We start from the raw sequence: 19,289 nt of genomic DNA, 5'->3' as shown, positions 1-19,289 counted from the left end.
CGCAGGTGCTGACGACGGCACTCGAGTGGCCGGTCGCGCAATTGATGACGCTCGCGATGGCGCTGGTGGGCAACTTCGATACGGTGTTCACCGCATGGCGTGAAGCGGGCGGCACGCGTTTCCGCCTGGACACGGGCTTCCTGCCGCACGCCGCCCGCGCAAGCGTGCGCGGCGAGCTGGCGGAGGAGGCCGAGGAATATGCGGAGGAGGGCATGGYGCAGGCCATGCGCGACCTGCCCGAACTGCGCGATGCGATGAGCTTGGTGTGGCGCATCCTGCTGCTGTGGCTGGCGACGCTGGCAGTGTTCGTGATCGGCGGCTGGGTCAGCTGAGCCAGCGTGTGCAGCGTCAGCCCGGCGCGAGCAGCGTGAAGGGAAACCACGGCAGGTTGCGCGCGATCCAGTATGCCGGCAACAGCACCAGCCAGAAGCGGGGCGCCAGCAGGACGCGCATCACCGGTTCGAGCGCACGCGGGCGCCAGCCCTGTCCGTGCGCGATCATCATCGGGATCGCCGGCAACAGCAGCACCGCGAGCGGATTCRTCGCGAAGGCGCGCCCCAGGTCGCCGTGGACCAGTGCGTGCAGGGCGCGGGTCAGGCCGCATCCCACGCAGAAATAACCGGTCAGTGCGCGGAACATGCAGCCCGGGAACGGGCTGTCCGCGGCATTGGGATCGAACGTCAGCAGCAGCCATACGCCAGCGGCGGCCACCAGGGCCGCCGCCGTCAATGCCGCGTAGTGCAGGGGTCGCAGCGCGATCACTGCATCTGTTGCATCTGCTGYATCATCTCCATGTACTGCTCCATGCCGCCGGTGGCGATCATGATGATGTTGAGCAGCAGGCCGATGATGGCGAACGCAGTGGCCACCCAGCACCAGGTCTTGGCGTTGGCGGACGCGCGGCGCGCGCCTTCTAGGTCGCCCTGGTTGAGCTTGCCGTTCACCTGCGACGAGAACACGATCGCGACGATGCCGATCAGGCCGAGCGGGCAGCACAGGCAGGTCGCCAGTACGGTGGACACGATGGCCCATGCGAGATGGTTGGGTACGCTGTCCGGCGTGGACGACGAGGGCATGGGAGGTACGGCGCTCATGCAGGCTTTCCTTGTGCAGGGATGGAGGGTCGTGCGAGTCGGCCTACATGCCGCTCATGCCGCCCAATAGTGCCAGACCGCCGAACAAAAAGAACCAGAGCGCCATCAGGATCGGGCCGATCAGCGCCGAGGCGATCGCCCAGTTCAACGCCTTCCGCGACGCGTCCTGCGCACCGGCCAGATCGCCTGCCGCCCGCTTTCCATCCACCTGTGCGGCGAACACGATCGAGACGATGCCCAGCGGCAGGCAACAGAACAGCGTGGTGAGGATGGCCCATACCAGATGGTTGGGAACATAGGGTCCGTGCGTGGAGGGCGGCAGGCTGCTCATGCGGTTCTCGCGGAAAGACGGAGGGCAGGGCGGGGCCGCCGCCGTGCGCGGTGACGCGTGATGGAAGAAGCCCCTGCCGTCAGCCTAGCCGGTAACCCGGCGCTGCGGAAGCATCACGCGGCATCGCCCCGCAACGCGCGCACCTTCGCCTCCAGCGCGTCCGCATCCACGGTCGCGCCGTCCATCGGCTCGCCGGCCATGACCTCGACGTGCGCGCGGAATCGCCGTGGTACGCGCATGCGGCCGAGCCGCGAGTCGCGCCGGCTCCACATGCTGGCCCACATGCCCTTCAGCGCCATCGGCACGACGGGGACCGGGCGCCGCTCGAGGATCTTCTCGACGCCCGACTTGAACGCGGCGATCTCGCCGTCCTTCGTCAACGCGCCTTCCGGGAAGATGCCCACGATCTCGCCCTCGGCCAGCGCCGCGTCGATCTCCTCGAACGCGCGCTGCATGAGTTCGGGATTCTCCCGGGCCCCGGCGATCGGGATGGCCTTGGCGGTGCGGAAGATCCAGCTCATCACCGGGATGTTGAAGATCTTGTAGTACATGACGAAGCGCACCGGGCGCGGGATCGTGGCCGCCAGGATCAGCGCGTCCATGTAGCTGACATGGTTGCAGACGATCAGTGCCGGGCCTTCGTCGGGGACGTTCTTCTCGATGCCGTGGAGGCGCAGCCGGTACAGCGCGCGCACCAGCACCCAGCTGAGGAAACGCATCAGGAACTCGGGCACGATCGTGAAGATCCAGATGGCGACCGCGGCGTTGGCGATGGCCAGCGCGAGGAACATCTGCGGACTGGTCCAGTCCAGCCCTCGCTGGAGGGCGAGACCCGTCAAGGCCGCCAGCACGATGAAGCCGGAGTTCTGGATGTTCAGCGCCGCGAACACGCGCGCCATCTCAGAGGCGCGCGTGCGGCTCTGGATCAGCGCGAACAGCGGCACCACGAAGATGCCGGTGAACAGGCCGATACCCACCAGATCAATGATGATGCGCACGCTGCCGGGCTGGCGCACGAACTGCGCCAGGTCCAGTCCTCCGACCGGCGCCAGGCCGGGGCGCGCGAAATACAGGTCCAGCAGGAAGGCCGTCATGCCGGCCGCGCCGACGGGCACCAGGCCGATCTCGACGGTGCGGCCGGACAGTTTCTCGCACAGCAGCGAGCCGATGCCGGTGCCGACGGAGAACAGTGCCAGTGCCGCCACGTAAAGCGTGGCGGAATCGCCCGGCGCACCGAGATGCAGTTCGGCATACGTGGGCAGCTGCGAGGTCAGCAGCGTGCCGAAGAACCAGAACCACGACACGCCCAGGATGGCGTTGCGCACGGCCAGTTGCTGTTTGGCCATGCGCAGCACGACCAGCGACTCGGGGATCGGATTCCAGTTGATCTTCAGGTCCGGCGCGCCGGCATCCATGCGCGGGATCAGCCGCGACAACGCGTTGCCCAGCAACGCGAGCAGCACGATGGCGACGGCGGCCGCCTGCGGGCCGTGGGCGCCGGCCACCTGGAAGATCATGCCGCCGGCGATCATGCCGCACAGGATCGAGATCGACGTGCCCATCTCGACCAGGCCGTTGCCGCCTGTCAGCTCCTCCGGCTTGAGGATCGACGGCAGCACGGAATACTTCACCGGTCCGAACAACGTGGACTGCACGCCGGTACAGAACAGGGCGACCAGCAGCACCGGCATGTTCTGCAGCAGGAAGCCCACCGCGGCCAGCGACATGATCACGATCTCCATCGTCGTGGTGATCACGATCAGGCGGTGCTTCTCCAGTTTCTCCGCGATCTGGCCGGCGATTGCCGAGAACAGGAAATACGGCAGGATGAAGATGGCCGGCGCGATGACGGCGTAGAGCGCGCGTTCGTCGGTGCTGGCGCCCAGGAAGATCAGCAGGCCGATGATCGCCTGCCGGTACACGTTGTCGTTGAAGGCGCCGAGCGCCTGGACGGTGAAGTACGGCAGGAACCGCCGTTGCGTCAGCAGCGAAAACTGGCTGTGGCTGGACATGCGCCCTCCGTGGGTTGCGCGCAGCCTAGCAAATCGCGATGGCGATGCGCGCCGCTGCGCCCGACAGTGTTCCGTCGATGGCATTGAAGGGCAGAGGGGGCAGGGGGATAGTGGCCGCCCCACGTCGTCCGGTATCGCCCCGTCCATGAGTCGCCTGTTCTCGCCCCTCGCGCTGGGGCCGCTGTCGCTTTCCAACCGCATCGTCATTGCGCCGATGTGCCAGTACTCCTCGGAGGAAGGCCGCGCCACCGCATGGCACGCCTTCCATTGGCCCAACCTCGCGCAGTCCGGTGCCGCCCTGGCGATCATCGAGGCCACCGCCGTTGAAGCGCGCGGCCGCATCAGCTGGGCGGACCTCGGCCTGTGGGACGACACCACCGAAGCCGCGTTCGCCAACGCGCTGGCGGCGACGCGCCGCTACTCGAGCATGCCGATCGGCGTGCAACTGGCGCACGCCGGCCGCAAGGCGTCCACGCATCGTCCCTGGGACCACCACGGCGCGCAGATCGCGCCGGACGCACCGCACGGCTGGCAGACAGTGTCGGCTTCGCCGGTCGCCTACGCCGAGGGCCAGCATGCGCCGGACGCGCTGGACCAGGCCGGCATCGATGCCGTCGTCGCCGCGTTCGCCGACAGTGCGCGTCGCGCCGTGCGACTCGGGCTGCAACTGATCGAGATCCACGCCGCGCACGGCTATCTGCTGCACCAGTTCCTGTCGCCGTTGAGCAACCAGCGCGATGACGCCTACGGCGGCACGCTGGAAAGTCGCATGCGCCTCGCGCTGCAGGTGTTCGACGCCGTCAAGGCTGCCGTGCCGGCGTCGGTGGCGGTCGGTATCCGCATCTCGGCCACCGACTGGGTCGACGGCGGGTGGGATCTCGCGCAGAGCCTCGTGCTGGCGAAGGCGCTGGATGCGCGCGGCTGCCATTTCATCCATGTATCGAGCGGCGGCCTGCATCCGGCGCAGCGGATCGCGCTGGGGCCGGGCTACCAGGTGCCCTTCGCCGAGGCGATCAAGCGCGAGGTGGCGATGCCGGTCATCGCCGTCGGCCTGATCACCGAACCGCAGCAGGCCGAAGACCTCCTGGTGCAGGACCGGGCCGACGCGATCGCCATCGCGCGCGGCATCCTCTACGACCCGCGCTGGCCGTGGCATGCCGCCGCAGCGCTGGGGGCGAAGGTCGCCGTCGCGCCGCAATACCTGCGCAGTGCGCCGCGCGAGCACGCGGCGAGTTTCGTGCAGGCGGAGTAGACGGTCAACCGTCCGCGCGTTCGCGCGCGATCGCGCGCCAGCCGATGTCGATGCGGTGGAACTCGTTCGTCCATCGCACCTTGTCCACGCCCGCGTACGCATGTCGTTGCGCATCGGACACCGAATCGCCCAGCGCGGCGACGCACAGCACGCGCCCGCCGGCGCTGACCACGCGACCTTCGGCATCCAGCGCGGTACCGGCATGGAAGACCTTGGCCGTGGCCGGCACCTCGTCCAGCCCGAGGATCACGTCGCCCGTCACCGGCGTCTCCGGGTATGGCGAAGCGGCCATCACCACGCCGAGCGACGGGCGTGGATCCCACTGCGCCTCGGCGGCGTCCAGGCGGCCGTCGATGGCCGCTTCGACCAGCTCCACCAGGTCGGACTTCAGGCGCAGCATCACCGGCTGCGTTTCCGGGTCGCCGAAGCGCACGTTGAATTCGATGACCTTGGGCGCGCCGGCCGCATCGATCATGAGTCCCGCATACAGGAACCCGGTGAACGGCACGCCGTCGGCGAGCATGCCCTGCACGGTGGGATTCACCACCTCGCGCATCACGCGCGCATGCACGTCCGCCGTGACCACCGGCGCCGGCGAATAGGCGCCCATGCCCCCCGTGTTGGGGCCGGTATCACCGTCGCCCACCCGCTTGTGGTCCTGGCTCGTCGCCATCGGCAGGGCGGTGTTGCCATCCACCATCGAAATGAAGCTGGCTTCTTCGCCGTCCAGGAATTCCTCGATCACCACGCGCGCACCGGCGTCGCCGAAGGCATTGCCCGACAGCATGTCGCGCACCGCGTCTTCGGCTTCCTGCAAGGTCATCGCCACGATGACGCCCTTGCCCGCTGCCAGGCCGTCGGCCTTGACCACGATCGGGGCGCCTTTCTCCCGGAGGTACGCCAGTGCGGCGTCCACCTCGGTATGCACCGCGTAGAACGCGGTCGGGATGCCGTGGCGTGCGAGGAAGTCCTTGGCGAACGCCTTGCTGCCTTCCAACTGTGCCGCTGCCGCCGTGGGGCCGAAGATGCGCAGCCCGGCCAGGCGGAAGCGGTCCACCACGCCGGCCACCAGCGGCACTTCGGGGCCGACCACGGTCAGGCCCACGCCTTCGGCCCGCACCAGCGCAAGCAGGCCTTCGATGTCATTGGCCTTGACGGCGGCGTTGCGGCACTTGGCCTCGGTCGCGGTGCCGGCGTTGCCGGGCGCCACGATCACCTCGTCCACGCGCGGCGACTGCGCCAGCTTCCACGCCAGCGCGTGCTCACGACCGCCGGAACCGATCACCAGGACTTTCAAGGGGCTTTCCTCAGGGCTGGGCCGGCGCGTCGGCCGGCGGGCTCGCGCAGGCGCGCGCGGGGAGGGCGACTTCGAAGAACAGGACATCTTCGCGGTCCACGAAGCGGCGTACGAGCACCGCTTCGGTATCGAGCAGCGGCATGATCTCGGGACGTCCGCACAGGTCGCGCAGCGCGGCCTGCTCACTGTCCTTCAGTGCGTCGAAGCCGGGGGCGCCGCGCGTCTTCGCGGCGCTGCCGGCCGGACTGCGCACCAGCAGGACCAGGCGGTCGCCGTCGACGGACACCGATTCGGTGACCAGGTCCTCGAAGTAGGGCGCCGGCAAGGTAGCGGCGATCCGCGTCCTCGCTTCCTGCACGGGCTGCCGCGTGTCCGAGCACCCGGCCAGGGCACACGCCGCGATCATCGACGCCAGCACGGTGGATACGTTGCGAGTCATGGCCTGCGCTGCTCCTCGAATGCCCGATGACGTGGCGAAGAATCTCAGTGGCGGAAGTGGCGGACGCCGGTGAACACCATCGCGATGCTGTGCTCGTCCGCCGCGGCGATCACCTCGCTGTCGCGCATCGAGCCACCCGGCTGGATCACCGCCCTGATGCCGGCGGCGGCGGCGGCGTCGATGCCGTCGCGGAACGGGAAGAAGGCATCGCTGGCCATCACCGAACCCTCGACCACGAGGTTCGCATCGGCCGCCTTGATGCCGGCGATGCGCGCCGAATACACGCGGCTCATCTGGCCGGCGCCGACACCGATGGTGCGATGGTCCTTCGCATAGACGATGGCGTTGGACTTCACGAACTTGGCGACCTTCCAGGCGAACAGCAGGTCGGTGAACTGCGCGTCGGTCGGCGCGAGTTTCGTAACCACCTTCAATTCGTCGCGTGTCACAACGCGGTCGTCGGCCGTCTGCAGCAGCAGGCCGGAGCCGATGCGCTTGGTGTCGATGAAGCCGGGCGAGGCAGCCGCCATCGGGATGCGCAGCACGCGCACGTTGGCCTTCTTCGTCGCGTAGTCGAGGGCGGCGGGCTCGTAGTCCGGCGCGATCAGGACTTCGACGAACTGGCGATCCAGGATGACCTTCGCCGTGGCCGCATCCAGCGTGCGGTTGAACGCGATGATGCCGCCGAACGCGCTGGTCGGGTCGGTGGCGTAAGCCAGCTCGTAGGCGTCGCCGCAGGCCACGCCTACCGCCACGCCGCAGGGGTTGGCGTGCTTGACGATCACGCACGCCGGCGCGTCGAACTGGCGCACGCATTCCCATGCCGCATCGCTGTCGGCGATGTTGTTGTAGCTGAGCTCCTTGCCCTGCAACTGCTCGAACGTGGCCAGCGAGCCGGGCGCGGGATACAGGTCGCGATAGAACGCGGCCTGCTGGTGCGGRTTCTCGCCGTAGCGCAGGTCCATGACTTTGACGAAGCTGCCGTTCGCCTGCGCGGAGAAGGCGCTGCGCACCGGTACCGCGACAGAGGTATCGGTGATCGCGGACAGGTAGTTGCTGATCGCCGCGTCGTACTGCGCCACGCGGTTGAACGCCGCCACCGACAGCGCGAAACGGGTGTCCGCCGACAGCGCTCCATCGTTGGCGTCGAGTTCGGCCACCAGGCCGGCGTACTGCGACGGATCGGTCGCGACGGCGACGCGCGCGAAGTTCTTCGCGGCCGAGCGCAGCATGGCCGGGCCACCGATGTCGATGTTCTCCACCGCGTCCGCCATCGTGCAGTCGGCCTTCGCGGTGACCGATTCGAACGGATACAGGTTCAGCACCAGCAGGTCGATCGCGCCGATGCCGTGTTCGGCCATCACCGCGTCGTCGGTGCCGGCACGTCCCAGCAGTCCGCCGTGCACCTTGGGGTGCAGCGTCTTGACCCGGCCATCCATCATTTCCGGGAAGCCGGTGACGTCGGCGACATCGCGCACGGCCAGGCCCGCGTCACGCAGTGTCCTGGCGGTGCCGCCGGTGGACAAGAGTTCGACATCGCGCGCCGCCAGCGCGCGAGCCAGCTCGAGCAGGCCGGTCTTGTCGGAAACGGACAACAGCGCCCGACGCACGGGCTGGAGATCAGGAGTCATGGAGGACGACGGTGCGGAGCGGGGCGCGAATTATAACGCGCTGCAGCACGGCGTCCGGTGCCTCAGGCCAGCCCGTAATCCTTGAGCTTCTTGCGCAGCGTTGCGCGATGGATGCCGAGCATGGCGGCCGCGCGGCTCTGGTTGCCGTCGCAATGGTTCAGCACTTCCACGAACAGCGGGATTTCCATCTCGCGCAGCACGATCTCGTACACATCATCGGCTTCGCAGCCGTCCAGGTCGCGCAGGTAGCGGCGCACGGACTGCGCGACATGCTCGCGCAACGGCGGGCGCGACGCGGTGCGAGGCGTGTCCTGGCGTGTGGAGGCAGCGTTCAAACGGATCCCCTGGGCGCTACGGAAGCAGGTGCCGCCTTGTGCTTGTGGGTATTCGGCGGGGGGACGAGTCTAGCGCCTGATCGCGGCGCATGCATCCGCTTTTTTCATGAACCCGCGCGTTTAACGGAAGTCGAAGGAAAACGCGACGACGCTGGCGCTGGGCTCGCGTATGCGCACGGCGACCTGTGCACTCTGGCCGGGGCCGATGGCGGTGACTGCCTCGCCTTCGGCCAGGTATTCCTCTGGTCGCAGGGCGCGTGCGCCCAGCGTGCGCCCATCCGCATCCTTCAGCGTCAGCAGGATGATGGGCCAGCCCTGCGCCCAGCGCGCTTCATTGCGGAACGTGGCCTGCGCCAGCAAGGTGCCGGGCGTGTCCAGCAGCGGGCGGACGTCGCGACTGAGCATGGTGAACGCAGCGGGTTCGCGCCAGATCGGTACGTCGCAGCGGGCGATGCCGCACAGCGCAACGACGATGGGCCGCCAGCCGGCCTGCATCGCGAGCCTCGCGCGGTCCGCGACGATGACCTGCATGCACAGCAGCGCCGATAGCGCGGCGACGATGGCCCACTGCAGGCGCGCGCGCTTCGCATGCACCGGCGTGGTGCGTGTCCGATGAAGGAAGCGGGGCCCTGTCGCCTTGCGCGCGACGGGTACGTCGAGCGTGCTGGCGGTTGCGGTTGCGGTTGCGGGCGCGTGGGAACCAGCGGAGGCAGGATCGCGCGGCGTGATCGCGTCTTCGTCGATCGCAGGCGGGAGTGGTGGCGTCTCCTCGCCGATCATCTGGGCAGGCGCGTCCATCGACGGCGCGGACGTCGCAGGCGAGGCTTCCTGCTCACCCGCCGCTGCGTCGGATGCGTCCGGCCCCGATGCAGCCGATACGGGATCCGGCGCGGCGTGCAACAGAGTCACGAAGCTGGGGGCCGGCGTGGCGACATCATCCTTCGTGACCAGCGCCTTGCCGCAGCGCGGACAGTCCGCCGGCGTCGCGCCGGAGCGCGGATCGCGGGCGACAAGGAACTGGCAGTGCGGGCAGGCCGTGAACATGGCGGCTATTCAACCATGCTCGTCCGCGGGCGTGTTGTGACCGGCTGCGTCAGCGGCGGATGCCGTCGATGCGCATCCAGTCGCCGTCCTGCGTGGCGGACAGTGCATCGAACCAGGGGGCATAGCGGGCCAGCAGTTCGTCTTCCTGCCCCTTGAGGATGCCGGACAGCGCTATGCGGCCCCCCACCGCCACGCGCGCGGCGAGCACGTCGGCGAGGGCATCGAGCGCCGACGCGAGGATGTTCGCCACCACGACCGGATAGGTGGCGGCCGGTTCGTCATCCGGCAGGTAGACGTGGAAATGCGCATCGACACCGTTGCGTTGCGCATTGTCGGCGCTCGCCAGCAGGGCCTGAGGATCGTTGTCGACGCCGGTCGCGTGCGCGGCGCCGAGCTTCAGCGCGGCCAGTGCGAGGATGCCGGAGCCGCAACCGAAGTCGAGCACGCGCTGGTCCTGCAGCAGGCCCTCGCCCGCGAGCGTGTCCAGCCAGCGCAGGCACAGCGCCGTGGTCGGGTGCGTGCCGGAGCCGAACGCCAGCCCGGGATCGAGGCGCACGATCGCCGCATCGTCGCCCGCCTCCTCGGGCACCTCATGGTTCCACGGCACGATGAACGTGCGTGCGCCGAAGCGCATCGGCTTGAACTGGTCCAGCCATGCGCGTTCCCAGTCCTCGTCCTCGACCTTGCGGAAACCCGCCTGCGTCCAGTCGAGTCCCGGATCGAAGGCTTCCAGCGCGGCCAGCAACGTCAGCGCATCGGCGTCCGAATCGAACAGCGCAGTCAGCACCAGTGATTTCCACAGCGGCGTCTCGCCGACGCCGGGTTCCAGGATGGCGCGCTCGTTGCCGGTATCGGCGTCGGCATCCAGCAGGGTCACCGACAGGGCGCCCACGTCGTCGAGCGCATTCTCGTAGCGCGGCTGCTCGGCTTCGGTGCAGCGCAGGGAGAGTTCCAGGTAGGGCATGTCGGCCGGGCGGGGGAATGGACAGGCCGGGATTGTCTCACGCGACCGCGGCTGCCCCTCGCCTGCGCGTGATCGCGGTCAAGGACGCGCGTGCGCCGCGTTGTAAGGGGTGGCGGGCACCGGGATAATGCACGCGTGCCCCGGAAGCTGCTGCTGCCGATGATGCTGGTGGGCCTGCTGGGTGTGCTGGCGTGGATGCCGCTGCGCCAGGCGGGTTGGCTGCCGCATGCCGGAGGATCTGGAGAGGCCCCGGCCATTGCGCACGACGGGGATCCGTCCGCACTTGCGACACCGGACGCGATGCTGCGCCCCATGTCGGCGCGGACCGTGCCGGTCTTGTCGCCGTTGCGGCGCGCGTTCGAGGACAGCACCGACCTGTTCGCCTATTCGCGCGAACTCATGGTGCTCGCCGCGGCTGGAGATGCCGATGCCATGTGGCTGTTGAGCCTGGTGCAGGATCACTGCGCGGGCTACGCGGCCGATCCCGCAGGCTATGCGCAGGACACGCGCGTGATCGCCGGCCTGGGGCTGTCGAATGGTGCCGCGATGCTGTCCGCCCGCCAGCGCGTGCAGCAACGCTGCGCACGCTTCATGYCGGCGGACGGTTTCTCGTCGGCGACGGTCTTCACGCGTCGCCTGCAGGCGGCGCAGGCCGGCAGCGTGGCGGCGGAAGCCGCGCTGCTGGCGATGGAGCAGCCCTTGCGGGAAGGCGACGACTACCAGCGCGACCTGGTGCAGCGCGTACTCGATTCGGGCGATCCGTTCGCCTACCTGGCCATCGCGCCGGCGATGGGCACGATCGGCAGCGGCCGTCGCGACACGCTGGGCGAGGTGTCGGGCACTGAACTGACCGAGATCGCTTGGCGCGTGGCGGCCTGCCGGCTCGGCATGGACTGCAGCCCCGGCGGCACGATGATGACCAACTACTGCGTCAACGGCGGCRTCTGCTCGCAGGACGAATCGCAGGATTTCACCACCTTCGCGCGCGATGCCGGTGTGCCGCGCCAAGGTCGGGACAACGTGGACGAGATGGTGGGCACGCTGCTGTCCCACCCGGGAGTGGAAGGATGAAATACAAGCGCACGCGGCCGGGAGCCAATCTCCTGGTCTGGGGTCTGGTGGTGGTGGCGTATGCCGCCGCGGCGGCAACGATCGTGATCGAAACACGCGACCCCGCGTTCCGCGATCTGTCGCGGGTGGGCCACATGACCATCCATGCGCCGGACGAGGCGCGCCGCCTCGGCGCCGCGCAGGTCGCCGCGCTGTATCGCGCGCGCAGCGGCACGCCGTTCTCGACGTTGGCGCCGGGCAGCACGATCAGGGTGGTCTGGCCCAACGGGTCGTCGGAAGTGGTGCGGATCACCGATCCGTCCTCGCCGCTCGGTGCCGTCCCGGTGCCCGGCACGCAACAGGCACCCGAGCGGTAATACGCCGCGTCGCCTCGTCCGAACGTTGAAACGGCAAGTCGCCATCCCGGCCCTTCGTGCGTCTGGCGCGGCGAATCCTCAGACCAGCGAGATCGCCTTGTTCTTGCGTTCGGCCAGGCGCTTTTCCAGATAGTGGATGTTCTGGCCGCCGGCCTGGAAGCCCTGGTCGCGCATGATGCGTTGCTGCAGGGGGATATTCGTCTTGATGCCGTCGATGACCATCTCGCTGAGCGCGACGCGCATGCGCGCGATCGCGGTGTCGCGGTCCGGGCCGTGGACGATCAGCTTGGCGATCATCGAATCGTAGTTCGGCGGGACGCGATAGCCTTCGTAGATGTGCGTGTCCACGCGCACGCCGGGGCCGCCCGGCGGATGGAAATGCTGGATCAGACCCGGGTGCGGCATGAACGTGTCCGGGTCTTCCGCGTTGATGCGGCATTCGATGGCATGGCCGCGCAGCACGATGTCGGACTGCTTGATGCTCAGCTTGTGGCCGGCCGCGATGCGCAGCTGTTCGCAGACCAGGTCGATGCCGGTGATGCGCTCGGTCACCGGATGCTCCACCTGGATGCGGGTGTTCATCTCGATGAAGTAGAAGCGGCCGTCCTCGAACAGGAATTCGAACGTGCCGGCACCGCGGTAGCCGATGCGGATGCACGCTTCCACGCAGACCTTGCCGATCTCGTTGCGCAGTTCCTCGGTGATGCCGGGCGCCGGTGCTTCCTCGACCACCTTCTGGTGGCGACGCTGCATCGAGCAGTCGCGCTCGCCCAGGTGGATGGCGTTGCCCTGGCCGTCGGCGAGGACTTGGATTTCCACGTGGCGCGGATTCTCCAGGAACTTCTCCATGTAGACCTCGCCGTTGCCGAACGCCGCCTTGGCTTCCGACTTGGTGGTCTCGATGGCCGCCTTCAGCGCGCCTTCGACATGCACCACGCGCATGCCGCGSCCGCCGCCRCCRCCCGCSGCCTTGAYGATCACCGGATAGCCGATCTCGCGCGCGATCCGGGTATTGGCGACGATGTCGTCGCCCAGCGGACCACCGCTGCCGGGCACGCACGGCACGCCGGCCGCCTGCATGGCGCGGATGGCTTCCACCTTGTCGCCCATCATGCGGATCGTGTCCGCCTTCGGGCCGATGAAGATGAAGCCGGACTGCTCCACGCGCTCGGCGAAGTCGGCGTTCTCCGACAGGAAGCCGTAGCCCGGGTGGATGGCCTGCGCGTCGGTCACCTCGGCCGCGGCGATGATGGCCGGGATGTTGAGGTAGCTGTCCTTCGAGGCGGYCGGGCCGATGCAGACGGACTCGTCGGCCATGGCCACGTGCTTGAGGTTGCGGTCGACGGTGGAATGCACCGCGACCGTGCGGATGCCGAGGGTGTGGCAGGCGCGCAGGATGCGCAGCGCGATCTCACCCCGGTTGGCGATAACGACCTTGTCCAGCATGGTGCCGACCTCAGCCGATCAYGAACAGCGGCTGGTCGAATTCGATCGGCTGGCCGCTGTCGGCCAGGATCGACAGCACGGTGCCGGACACGTCGGCTTCGATGGGGTTGAACATCTTCATCGCCTCGATGATCGCCAGCGTCTCGCCGGCCTTCACCGACTGGCCGACGCTGACGAAGGCAGGCTTGTCCGGCGACGGGGAGGCATAGAAGGTGCCGACCATGGGCGCGCGCACCACGTGGCCGTCGGGCAGGGCGTTGCCGGGCTTGGCGGTGCCGCCGGTGGAGGCTTCGGTCGGCGAGCTCATCGGCATCGGTGCCGCGGGGCGCGGTTCGGCGTAGGCCACGGGCGCCGGTGCGGCGGGTGCGGCATAGCCGCCCTTGGGCGTCCGCGCCAGGCGCACGGATTCTTCGCCTTCCTTGATCTCGATTTCGGCCAGGTTCGACTCTTCCAGCAGGTCGATGAGTTTCTTGATTTTGCGGAGATCCATGGGAGCCTCGTGGTTGAACATCGTTCCCCGCGGGGAACAGAGGAAAGTCAGGCGGGCAGCCGCTGCAGGGCGGCGTCCAGCGCGTAGCGGTAACTGTCCGCACCGAACCCGCAGACCACGCCGACCGCCTTGTCGCTGAAGTAGCTGGTGTGGCGGAAGGGTTCGCGGCTGTGCGGGTTGGACAGGTGGATTTCGATGAAGGGCAGCGCTACCGCCGCCAGCGCGTCGCGGATCGCGACGGAGGTGTGGGTGAACGCAGCCGGGTTGATCAGGATGAAGGCGGTGCCGTCGGTGCGGGCGGTCTGGATGCGGTCGACCAGAGCGTGCTCGGCATTGGACTGGAACCCCTCCAGCGCGWGGCCGGCGGCCTGCGCCTGCGCCGCGAGCGCCAGGTCGATGTCCGCCAGCGTCGTGTGGCCATAGACCTCCGGCTCGCGCGTCCCGAGCAGATTGAGGTTGGGGCCATGCAGGACCAGCAGCTTCGCCATTCGGCTCTCCAGCGGAAGGCCGGCAGTCTGCGCGAACACGGCAATGCTGTCCAGTTCGCCGAAGTTTGCCTCGTTTTAAGCGCTTGTTTGATTCCTGGCGCCATTCGTGCCGATCAGGTCGAGGCGGGGCGACAAGGCGCGCCGGCAAGGCGGGTTTTTCAATTGATGGCGCACGATGACCGCCGTTTCGACGACGTAACGCGGCGTTGCTACTGCGCCCAGTCGCTGAGCTCGCCGTGCTGGAACGGGCCGATCTTCTGTCGCTCGACCCGGCCATCGGTGCCGATCAGTACGGTATACGGCAGCACGCCCTTGGCGTTGCCCAGCCAGACGCTGGCGTCGGCCGGGCCGGGTGTGTCCAGCACGATGGGATAGCCGACCGGCACGCGGGACAGGAAATCCCGCACCGCTTCCGGCGAGTCCAGCGCCAGGCCAATCACCTGCACGCCCTCTGCCCCCTGCGCCATCGCGAAGCGTTGCAGCTCGGGCATCTCCTCGATGCAGGGGCCGCACCAGCTGGCCCAGACATTGATCAGCAGCCGCTTGCCGCGGTAGTGGGCGGCGAGATCGACGATCTTGCCATCCAGTCCCGGCAACGCGATGGCGGGCATCGGATCGCCGATGGCCGCCGGCGTGACGCCTGGCGGCGGCGTCGGTGCCGTGGCGTTGATGGCGGCATGCAGGGCGCGCTCGCCCGGGCCGGTCCGCCACAGGGGGTTGACGTCTAGCCAGAGGCTGGCGAGCAAGCCCAGTCCGGCCGCCAGTGCGGCGACCGCCAGGATGCGCGGCGTGGTGGCCTTCATCGCGCCGCCCGTTCGAAGGCCTGGCGCACCGTGTCGTGGGTCAGCACGGTCGGCAGGACCTCGCCTTCGCCGCCGTTGCGCGGGTACATCACGTACAGCGGCACGCCGACGGCCTTGTGCTGTTCGAGGAAGGCGGTGATGGCAGGGTCCACGTTCGTCCAGTCGCCCGTCATCATCACGGCATCGTGTTCTGACAGCAGCTCACGGAACGCGTCGGTGTTCAGCACGGCCTTTTCGTTGGCCTTGCAGGTCACGCACCAGTCGGCGGTCATGTCGACGAAGACGATGCGGCCCTCCGCGCGCAGGGCGGCCAGGCGTTCCGCCGAGTAAGGCACGTGGCCGTCCGCCATCGGTGCTGCTGCCGTGCTCGTAGGCAACCGGTGCACCATCACCAGAGGTACCAGCGCGGAGGTCGCCAGCGCGAGTGCCAGCATGCGCTGAAGCGGTGCCGCGAAGCGCGCGCGCTGGAACCACCACAGCCCGAGCGCCAGCAACACTAGTCCGACCAGCGCCAGCCCCAGCGCATCGACGCCGCGCTGCTTGCCCAGCACCCACAGCAGCCATGCCGCGGTGAGGTACATCGGGAAGGCGAGTGCCTGCTTCAGCGTCTCCATCCAGGCGCCGGGGCGCGGCAGGCGATGTGCCAGCGCCGGCACGAAGCCGATCAGCAGGAACGGCAACGCCAATCCCAGGCCGAGTACCGCGAAGACCAGCAGTGCCAACGGCGTGGGCGCCGTGAAGGCGTACGCGAGTGCGATGCCCATGAAAGGGGCCGTGCAGGGGCTGGCCACGACCACCGCCAGTACGCCGGTGAAGAAATCGCCGACCGGGCCGCGACGCGACGCCAGCCCATGGCCGGTACCCGCCAGCCGGTGGCCGATCGCGAACACGCCCGACAGGCTCAGACCCACCGCGAACATCACATAGGCCAACAGCCCGACGACCCATGGCTGCTGCAACTGGAAGCCCCACCCGAGCGCGAGGCCGGCGGCCCGCAGCGCGAGGGCCAGCGCACCGACGGCGACGAAGCTGACCAGCACGCCCACCGTGTACCAGAGCGCGCGCTGTCGCGCGTCACCACCATCGCGCCCGCTCTCGGCCAGCGACAGCGCCTTCAACGACAGGATCGGCAGCACACACGGCATCAGGTTGAGGATCAGGCCGCCCGCCAGTGCCAGCGCGAGTGCGACGAGCAGTGACATGGCGCCGCCCTGGTTGCGTGCCAGCACGTCTGCCGGAGGAAGTGTCCGTTCGACGTCGGCCGCAACGGGTGAGGTCGTCGCGCCCGCGACGGGAACCGCGACCTGCGTGCTCGCGGGGGGCGTCTCGCTCGTCGGCAGCGCTGCGACGGCGGCGGGCGCCGGCACGTCCGGCATGGTGGCCGGCGTCACCGTACCGGCGGGGATCGACAGCTTCACCCGTCGCGTCATCGGCGGATAGCAGATGCCGTTGGTCTGGCAGCCCTGGAACGTGACGCGCAGAGTCGCCTGTGCGGCCTTTGCGTTCTCCCGCCTCAACGGCACCGGCACTTCGGCCTGGTCGAAGTAGACCGTGACCTCGCCGAAATGCGCGTCGCGGTGCGCCTTGCCCGTCGGCCAGCGTGGCGCCTGCAGGGCGATGCCCGGCGCGCCTCCCAGCGCCATCGACGTGCGGTCGCGGTAGACGTAATAACCGCGCGCGGGGGTGAAGCGCAGCAGCAGCTCGTTGCCGTTGAAGGCAATCGCCTCGAACGCGAACGCCTGTTCCTCCGGCAGCGGCAGTGCGTCCATGCCGGCCTGCGGCTGCTGGCCAAGCAGGCCGCCGGTGAGCGCACCGGAACCCAGCGGCACGAAGGCCTCGCCGGCGGCGGGCGGCAACGCCACCGTCAGCGTGCGCGTCTGCGGCGGGTAGCAGATGCCGGCGTCGGCACAGCCCTGGTACTTGATCTTCAGCGTGACGCGGTCGGTCGACGCCGTCGGCTGGCCGGGCAGGGTGGCGAGCAGCTCGCCGCGGTAGGTTTCGACGTCGCCGAAGAACTCGTCGCGGTAGGCCTTGCCCTTCGGCAACTGCAGGGGCCGCGCGGCGAAGCCGGGATCGGCGCCCACGCTGGTGCGATGCCGGTAGAGGTAGTAGCCCTCGGTGATCTTCCAGCGGATCTCGATCCTGTCGCGCGTCGGCGCGGTAGCTGTCAGCACGAACGCTTCGTCCACCGGCAGCAGGTCGTCCTGGGTGATCGCGGCGGAGGCGGCCGGCGCCAGCAGCGAGGTCAGGGACAGCAGCAGGAGGGAGAGCAGGGCGCGGATCGGCGTCATCGGATCACTCGGAGGCACGGGCGTGGGCCCGGGTTTCGGCGGCGACCCAGTCCAGGTAGGCGGGCAGGCCGGCGGCGGTTTCGACCGCCAGGATCTCCGGCAGTTCATACGGGTGGAGTTCGGCCAGGCGCGCCATCAGGTCCTCGCGGCGGTCGCCGGAGGTCTTGGCCAGCAGCTGGACCTCGGTCGCCTGTTCCACGTCGCCCTGCCAGCGGTAGGTCGAGACCACACCGGGCAACAGGCTGACGCAGGCGGCCAACCGCTCTTCCACCAGCGTCCGCGCCAGCCGCTGGGCGGTGTCGGCATCCGGGCAGGTGGAGAGGATAAGGAAGACGGGCATGGGCCGGCGATTATCGCAGACCGGCCCAGACGGCCCTGGCGAAAAAATTTTTCGACCGGCCCTTGAAAGCGCATGGCCCCCACCCAACATAGGACGGCATCCGGCGCTGCCGGGTTTTTGTGTCCGCGTCGTTGGCAGTCTCTCCCTGGGACTGCTAACATCGCCGCCCCTTTCCTAGTCCAATCAATCACTTAAGAGGATTGACATGAGCAACATCAAGCCGCTGTACGACCGCCTGGTGGTCAAGCCGATCGAAGCCGAAGAAACCTCCCTCGGCGGCATCATCATTCCCGACGCCGCGAAGGAGAAGCCCACCAAGGGTGAAGTCATCGCCGTCGGCGAAGGCAAGTTCGTCGAAGCCACCGGTGGCGTGCGCGCCCCGAAGGTCAAGGTCGGCGACAAGGTGATCTACGGCCAGTACTCCGGTTCCGCCTACAAGCAGGATGGCATCGAGTACAAGATCATCAAGGAAGACGACGTTCTCGCAATCCTCGGCTGAGCCGAGGCGGGATTGGGGATTGGGGGTTCGCAGTAGCGCAACCGCGTTGACGATCCCACTCCATCCGATTTCCCGCTGCCCGACGTTTCCCGAATCACTCATCACGAATTACGAATCACGGAGTTTTTCCAATGGCAGCCAAAGATATCCGTTTCGGTGAAGACGCCCGTACGCGCATGGTGCGCGGCGTGAACATCCTCGCCAATGCCGTCAAGGCCACCCTCGGCCCGAAGGGCCGCAACGTCGTGCTCGAGAAGAGCTTCGGCGCCCCGACCATCACCAAGGACGGCGTTTCCGTCGCCAAGGAAATCGAACTGGCCGACAAGTTCGAGAACATGGGCGCGCAGATGGTCAAGGAAGTCGCTTCCAAGACCTCCGACAACGCCGGTGACGGCACCACCACCGCCACCGTGCTGGCGCAGGCGTTCATCCGCGAAGGCTCGAAGGCCGTCGCTGCCGGCATGAACCCGATGGACCTGAAGCGCGGCATCGACCAGGCCGTGAAGGCCGCCGTCGAAGAGCTGAAGAAGCTTTCCAAGCCGACCGCCGACGACAAGGCGATCGCCCAGGTCGGCACCATCTCGGCCAACTCCGACAGCAACATCGGCGACATCATCGCCGAGGCCATGAAGAAGGTCGGCAAGGAAGGCGTGATCACCGTTGAAGAAGGCTCGGGCCTGGAGAACGAACTCGACGTCGTCGAGGGCATGCAGTTCGACCGCGGCTACCTGTCGCCGTACTTCATCAACAACCAGCAGTCGCAGCAGGTCGAATTCGACGACCCCTTCATCCTGATCCACGACAAGAAGGTCTCCAACGTCCGCGAACTGCTGCCGGTGCTCGAAGGCGTCGCCAAGGCCGGCAAGCCGCTGCTAATCGTGGCCGAGGAAGTGGAAGGCGAAGCCCTCGCCACGCTGGTGGTCAACACCATCCGCGGCATCGTCAAGGTCGCCGCCGTCAAGGCGCCGGGCTTCGGTGACCGCCGCAAGGCCATCCTGGAAGACATCGCCACGCTGACCAACGGCACGGTGATCTCCGAGGAAGTCGGCCTGCAGCTCGAGAAGGCCACCATCAACGACCTGGGTCGTGCGAAGAAGGTCGTGATC

The 19,289-nt window shown here is 68.2% G+C and carries 21 protein-coding genes and 1 pseudogene; 6 read left to right on the top strand and 16 right to left on the bottom strand.

The window, feature by feature from the left end:
• Positions 1-332: pseudogene (locus tag AC04L7_RS01520) on the top strand (hypothetical protein); the annotation flags it as partial.
• 16 nt (positions 333-348) lie between these two features.
• On the opposite strand, the gene AC04L7_RS01515 reads toward AC04L7_RS01520, so the two are convergent.
• From AC04L7_RS01515 to AC04L7_RS01500, 4 genes are all read right to left on the bottom strand, one after another.
• Positions 349-759: a DUF2752 domain-containing protein gene (locus tag AC04L7_RS01515; RefSeq protein WP_475512420.1), complete on the bottom strand. Its 411-nt coding sequence runs from the start codon at positions 757-759 to the stop codon at positions 349-351.
• A complete protein-coding gene (locus AC04L7_RS01510) occupies positions 759-1,094 on the bottom strand; it encodes a CD225/dispanin family protein (RefSeq protein WP_475512419.1) in 336 nt (111 codons plus the stop codon). Before AC04L7_RS01510 ends, AC04L7_RS01515 begins: the two co-directional genes overlap by 1 nt.
• Positions 1,095-1,137: 43 nt before the next feature.
• A complete protein-coding gene (locus AC04L7_RS01505; protein ID WP_296281929.1) occupies positions 1,138-1,425 on the bottom strand; it encodes a CD225/dispanin family protein in 288 nt (95 codons plus the stop codon).
• A gap of 113 nt (positions 1,426-1,538) precedes the next feature.
• Positions 1,539-3,437 carry an MFS transporter gene (locus tag AC04L7_RS01500; RefSeq protein ID WP_299347121.1) on the bottom strand — a complete coding sequence of 633 codons (1,899 nt, stop codon included), beginning with the start codon at positions 3,435-3,437 and terminating at the stop codon, positions 1,539-1,541.
• Between the two features lie 145 nt (positions 3,438-3,582).
• Between AC04L7_RS01500 and AC04L7_RS01495 the strand changes: the two genes are divergently transcribed.
• The gene (locus AC04L7_RS01495; RefSeq protein ID WP_299347119.1) at positions 3,583-4,689 is read left to right on the top strand and encodes an NADH:flavin oxidoreductase/NADH oxidase; all 1,107 of its coding nucleotides are present in this window, start codon (positions 3,583-3,585) and stop codon (positions 4,687-4,689) included.
• 4 nt (positions 4,690-4,693) lie between these two features.
• Here the strand turns inward: AC04L7_RS01495 and purD are convergent, their stop codons facing one another.
• From purD to prmA, 6 genes are all read right to left on the bottom strand, one after another.
• Positions 4,694-5,986, bottom strand: a complete 1,293-nt coding sequence (purD, locus tag AC04L7_RS01490) for a phosphoribosylamine--glycine ligase (RefSeq protein WP_299347117.1) — start codon at positions 5,984-5,986, stop codon at positions 4,694-4,696.
• Between the two features lie 10 nt (positions 5,987-5,996).
• A complete protein-coding gene (locus AC04L7_RS01485) occupies positions 5,997-6,425 on the bottom strand; it encodes a hypothetical protein (protein WP_296281935.1) in 429 nt (142 codons plus the stop codon).
• Between the two features lie 44 nt (positions 6,426-6,469).
• Positions 6,470-8,056: a bifunctional phosphoribosylaminoimidazolecarboxamide formyltransferase/IMP cyclohydrolase gene (gene purH, locus AC04L7_RS01480; protein WP_299347115.1), complete on the bottom strand. Its 1,587-nt coding sequence runs from the start codon at positions 8,054-8,056 to the stop codon at positions 6,470-6,472.
• Between the two features lie 62 nt (positions 8,057-8,118).
• The gene (fis, locus tag AC04L7_RS01475) at positions 8,119-8,391 is read right to left on the bottom strand and encodes a DNA-binding transcriptional regulator Fis (RefSeq protein ID WP_296281938.1); all 273 of its coding nucleotides are present in this window, start codon (positions 8,389-8,391) and stop codon (positions 8,119-8,121) included.
• Between the two features lie 120 nt (positions 8,392-8,511).
• Complete coding sequence (locus tag AC04L7_RS01470; protein WP_299347113.1) at positions 8,512-9,435, bottom strand: DUF3426 domain-containing protein; 924 nt, start codon at positions 9,433-9,435, stop codon at positions 8,512-8,514.
• Between the two features lie 49 nt (positions 9,436-9,484).
• Positions 9,485-10,399 (bottom strand): 50S ribosomal protein L11 methyltransferase, encoded by a 915-nt coding sequence (gene prmA, locus AC04L7_RS01465; protein ID WP_299347111.1) that lies wholly within the window; start codon positions 10,397-10,399, stop codon positions 9,485-9,487.
• 135 nt (positions 10,400-10,534) lie between these two features.
• On the opposite strand from prmA, the gene AC04L7_RS01460 reads away from it, so the two are divergent.
• Complete coding sequence (locus tag AC04L7_RS01460; RefSeq protein ID WP_475512418.1) at positions 10,535-11,470, top strand: hypothetical protein; 936 nt, start codon at positions 10,535-10,537, stop codon at positions 11,468-11,470.
• Positions 11,467-11,826, top strand: coding sequence for a hypothetical protein (locus AC04L7_RS01455; protein WP_296281945.1), 360 nt, complete (start codon positions 11,467-11,469; stop codon positions 11,824-11,826). Before AC04L7_RS01460 ends, AC04L7_RS01455 begins: the two co-directional genes overlap by 4 nt.
• 78 nt (positions 11,827-11,904) lie before the next feature.
• Here the strand turns inward: AC04L7_RS01455 and accC are convergent, their stop codons facing one another.
• The 6 genes from accC to cutA form a co-directional block, all read right to left on the bottom strand.
• Entirely contained in the window at positions 11,905-13,272 is a 1,368-nt protein-coding gene (gene accC / locus AC04L7_RS01450) for an acetyl-CoA carboxylase biotin carboxylase subunit (protein ID WP_475512417.1), read from the bottom strand.
• Between the two features lie 10 nt (positions 13,273-13,282).
• Complete coding sequence (accB, locus tag AC04L7_RS01445; protein ID WP_475512416.1) at positions 13,283-13,762, bottom strand: acetyl-CoA carboxylase biotin carboxyl carrier protein; 480 nt, start codon at positions 13,760-13,762, stop codon at positions 13,283-13,285.
• Between the two features lie 47 nt (positions 13,763-13,809).
• On the bottom strand, positions 13,810-14,250 hold the full coding sequence (gene aroQ / locus AC04L7_RS01440; protein WP_475512415.1) for a type II 3-dehydroquinate dehydratase: 441 nt from the start codon (positions 14,248-14,250) through the stop codon (positions 13,810-13,812).
• 209 nt (positions 14,251-14,459) lie between these two features.
• A complete protein-coding gene (locus AC04L7_RS01435) occupies positions 14,460-15,053 on the bottom strand; it encodes a TlpA family protein disulfide reductase (protein WP_299347106.1) in 594 nt (197 codons plus the stop codon).
• On the bottom strand, positions 15,050-17,344 hold the full coding sequence (locus AC04L7_RS01430) for a protein-disulfide reductase DsbD family protein (protein WP_299347104.1): 2,295 nt from the start codon (positions 17,342-17,344) through the stop codon (positions 15,050-15,052). Before AC04L7_RS01430 ends, AC04L7_RS01435 begins: the two co-directional genes overlap by 4 nt.
• 4 nt (positions 17,345-17,348) lie before the next feature.
• Positions 17,349-17,684 carry a divalent-cation tolerance protein CutA gene (cutA, locus tag AC04L7_RS01425; RefSeq protein ID WP_299347103.1) on the bottom strand — a complete coding sequence of 112 codons (336 nt, stop codon included), beginning with the start codon at positions 17,682-17,684 and terminating at the stop codon, positions 17,349-17,351.
• A 205-nt stretch (positions 17,685-17,889) separates the two neighbouring features.
• Between cutA and AC04L7_RS01420 the strand changes: the two genes are divergently transcribed.
• The gene (locus AC04L7_RS01420; protein WP_093301702.1) at positions 17,890-18,183 is read left to right on the top strand and encodes a co-chaperone GroES; all 294 of its coding nucleotides are present in this window, start codon (positions 17,890-17,892) and stop codon (positions 18,181-18,183) included.
• A 131-nt stretch (positions 18,184-18,314) separates the two neighbouring features.
• Positions 18,315-19,289, top strand: a 975-nt coding sequence (gene groEL, locus AC04L7_RS01415) for a chaperonin GroEL (RefSeq protein ID WP_475512414.1), incomplete at its 3' end; no start/stop codon positions are given.

The organism is Pseudoxanthomonas sp. LjRoot204_2, from assembly GCF_056175765.1.
This window is presented reverse-complemented; position numbering and strand designations above follow the sequence as displayed.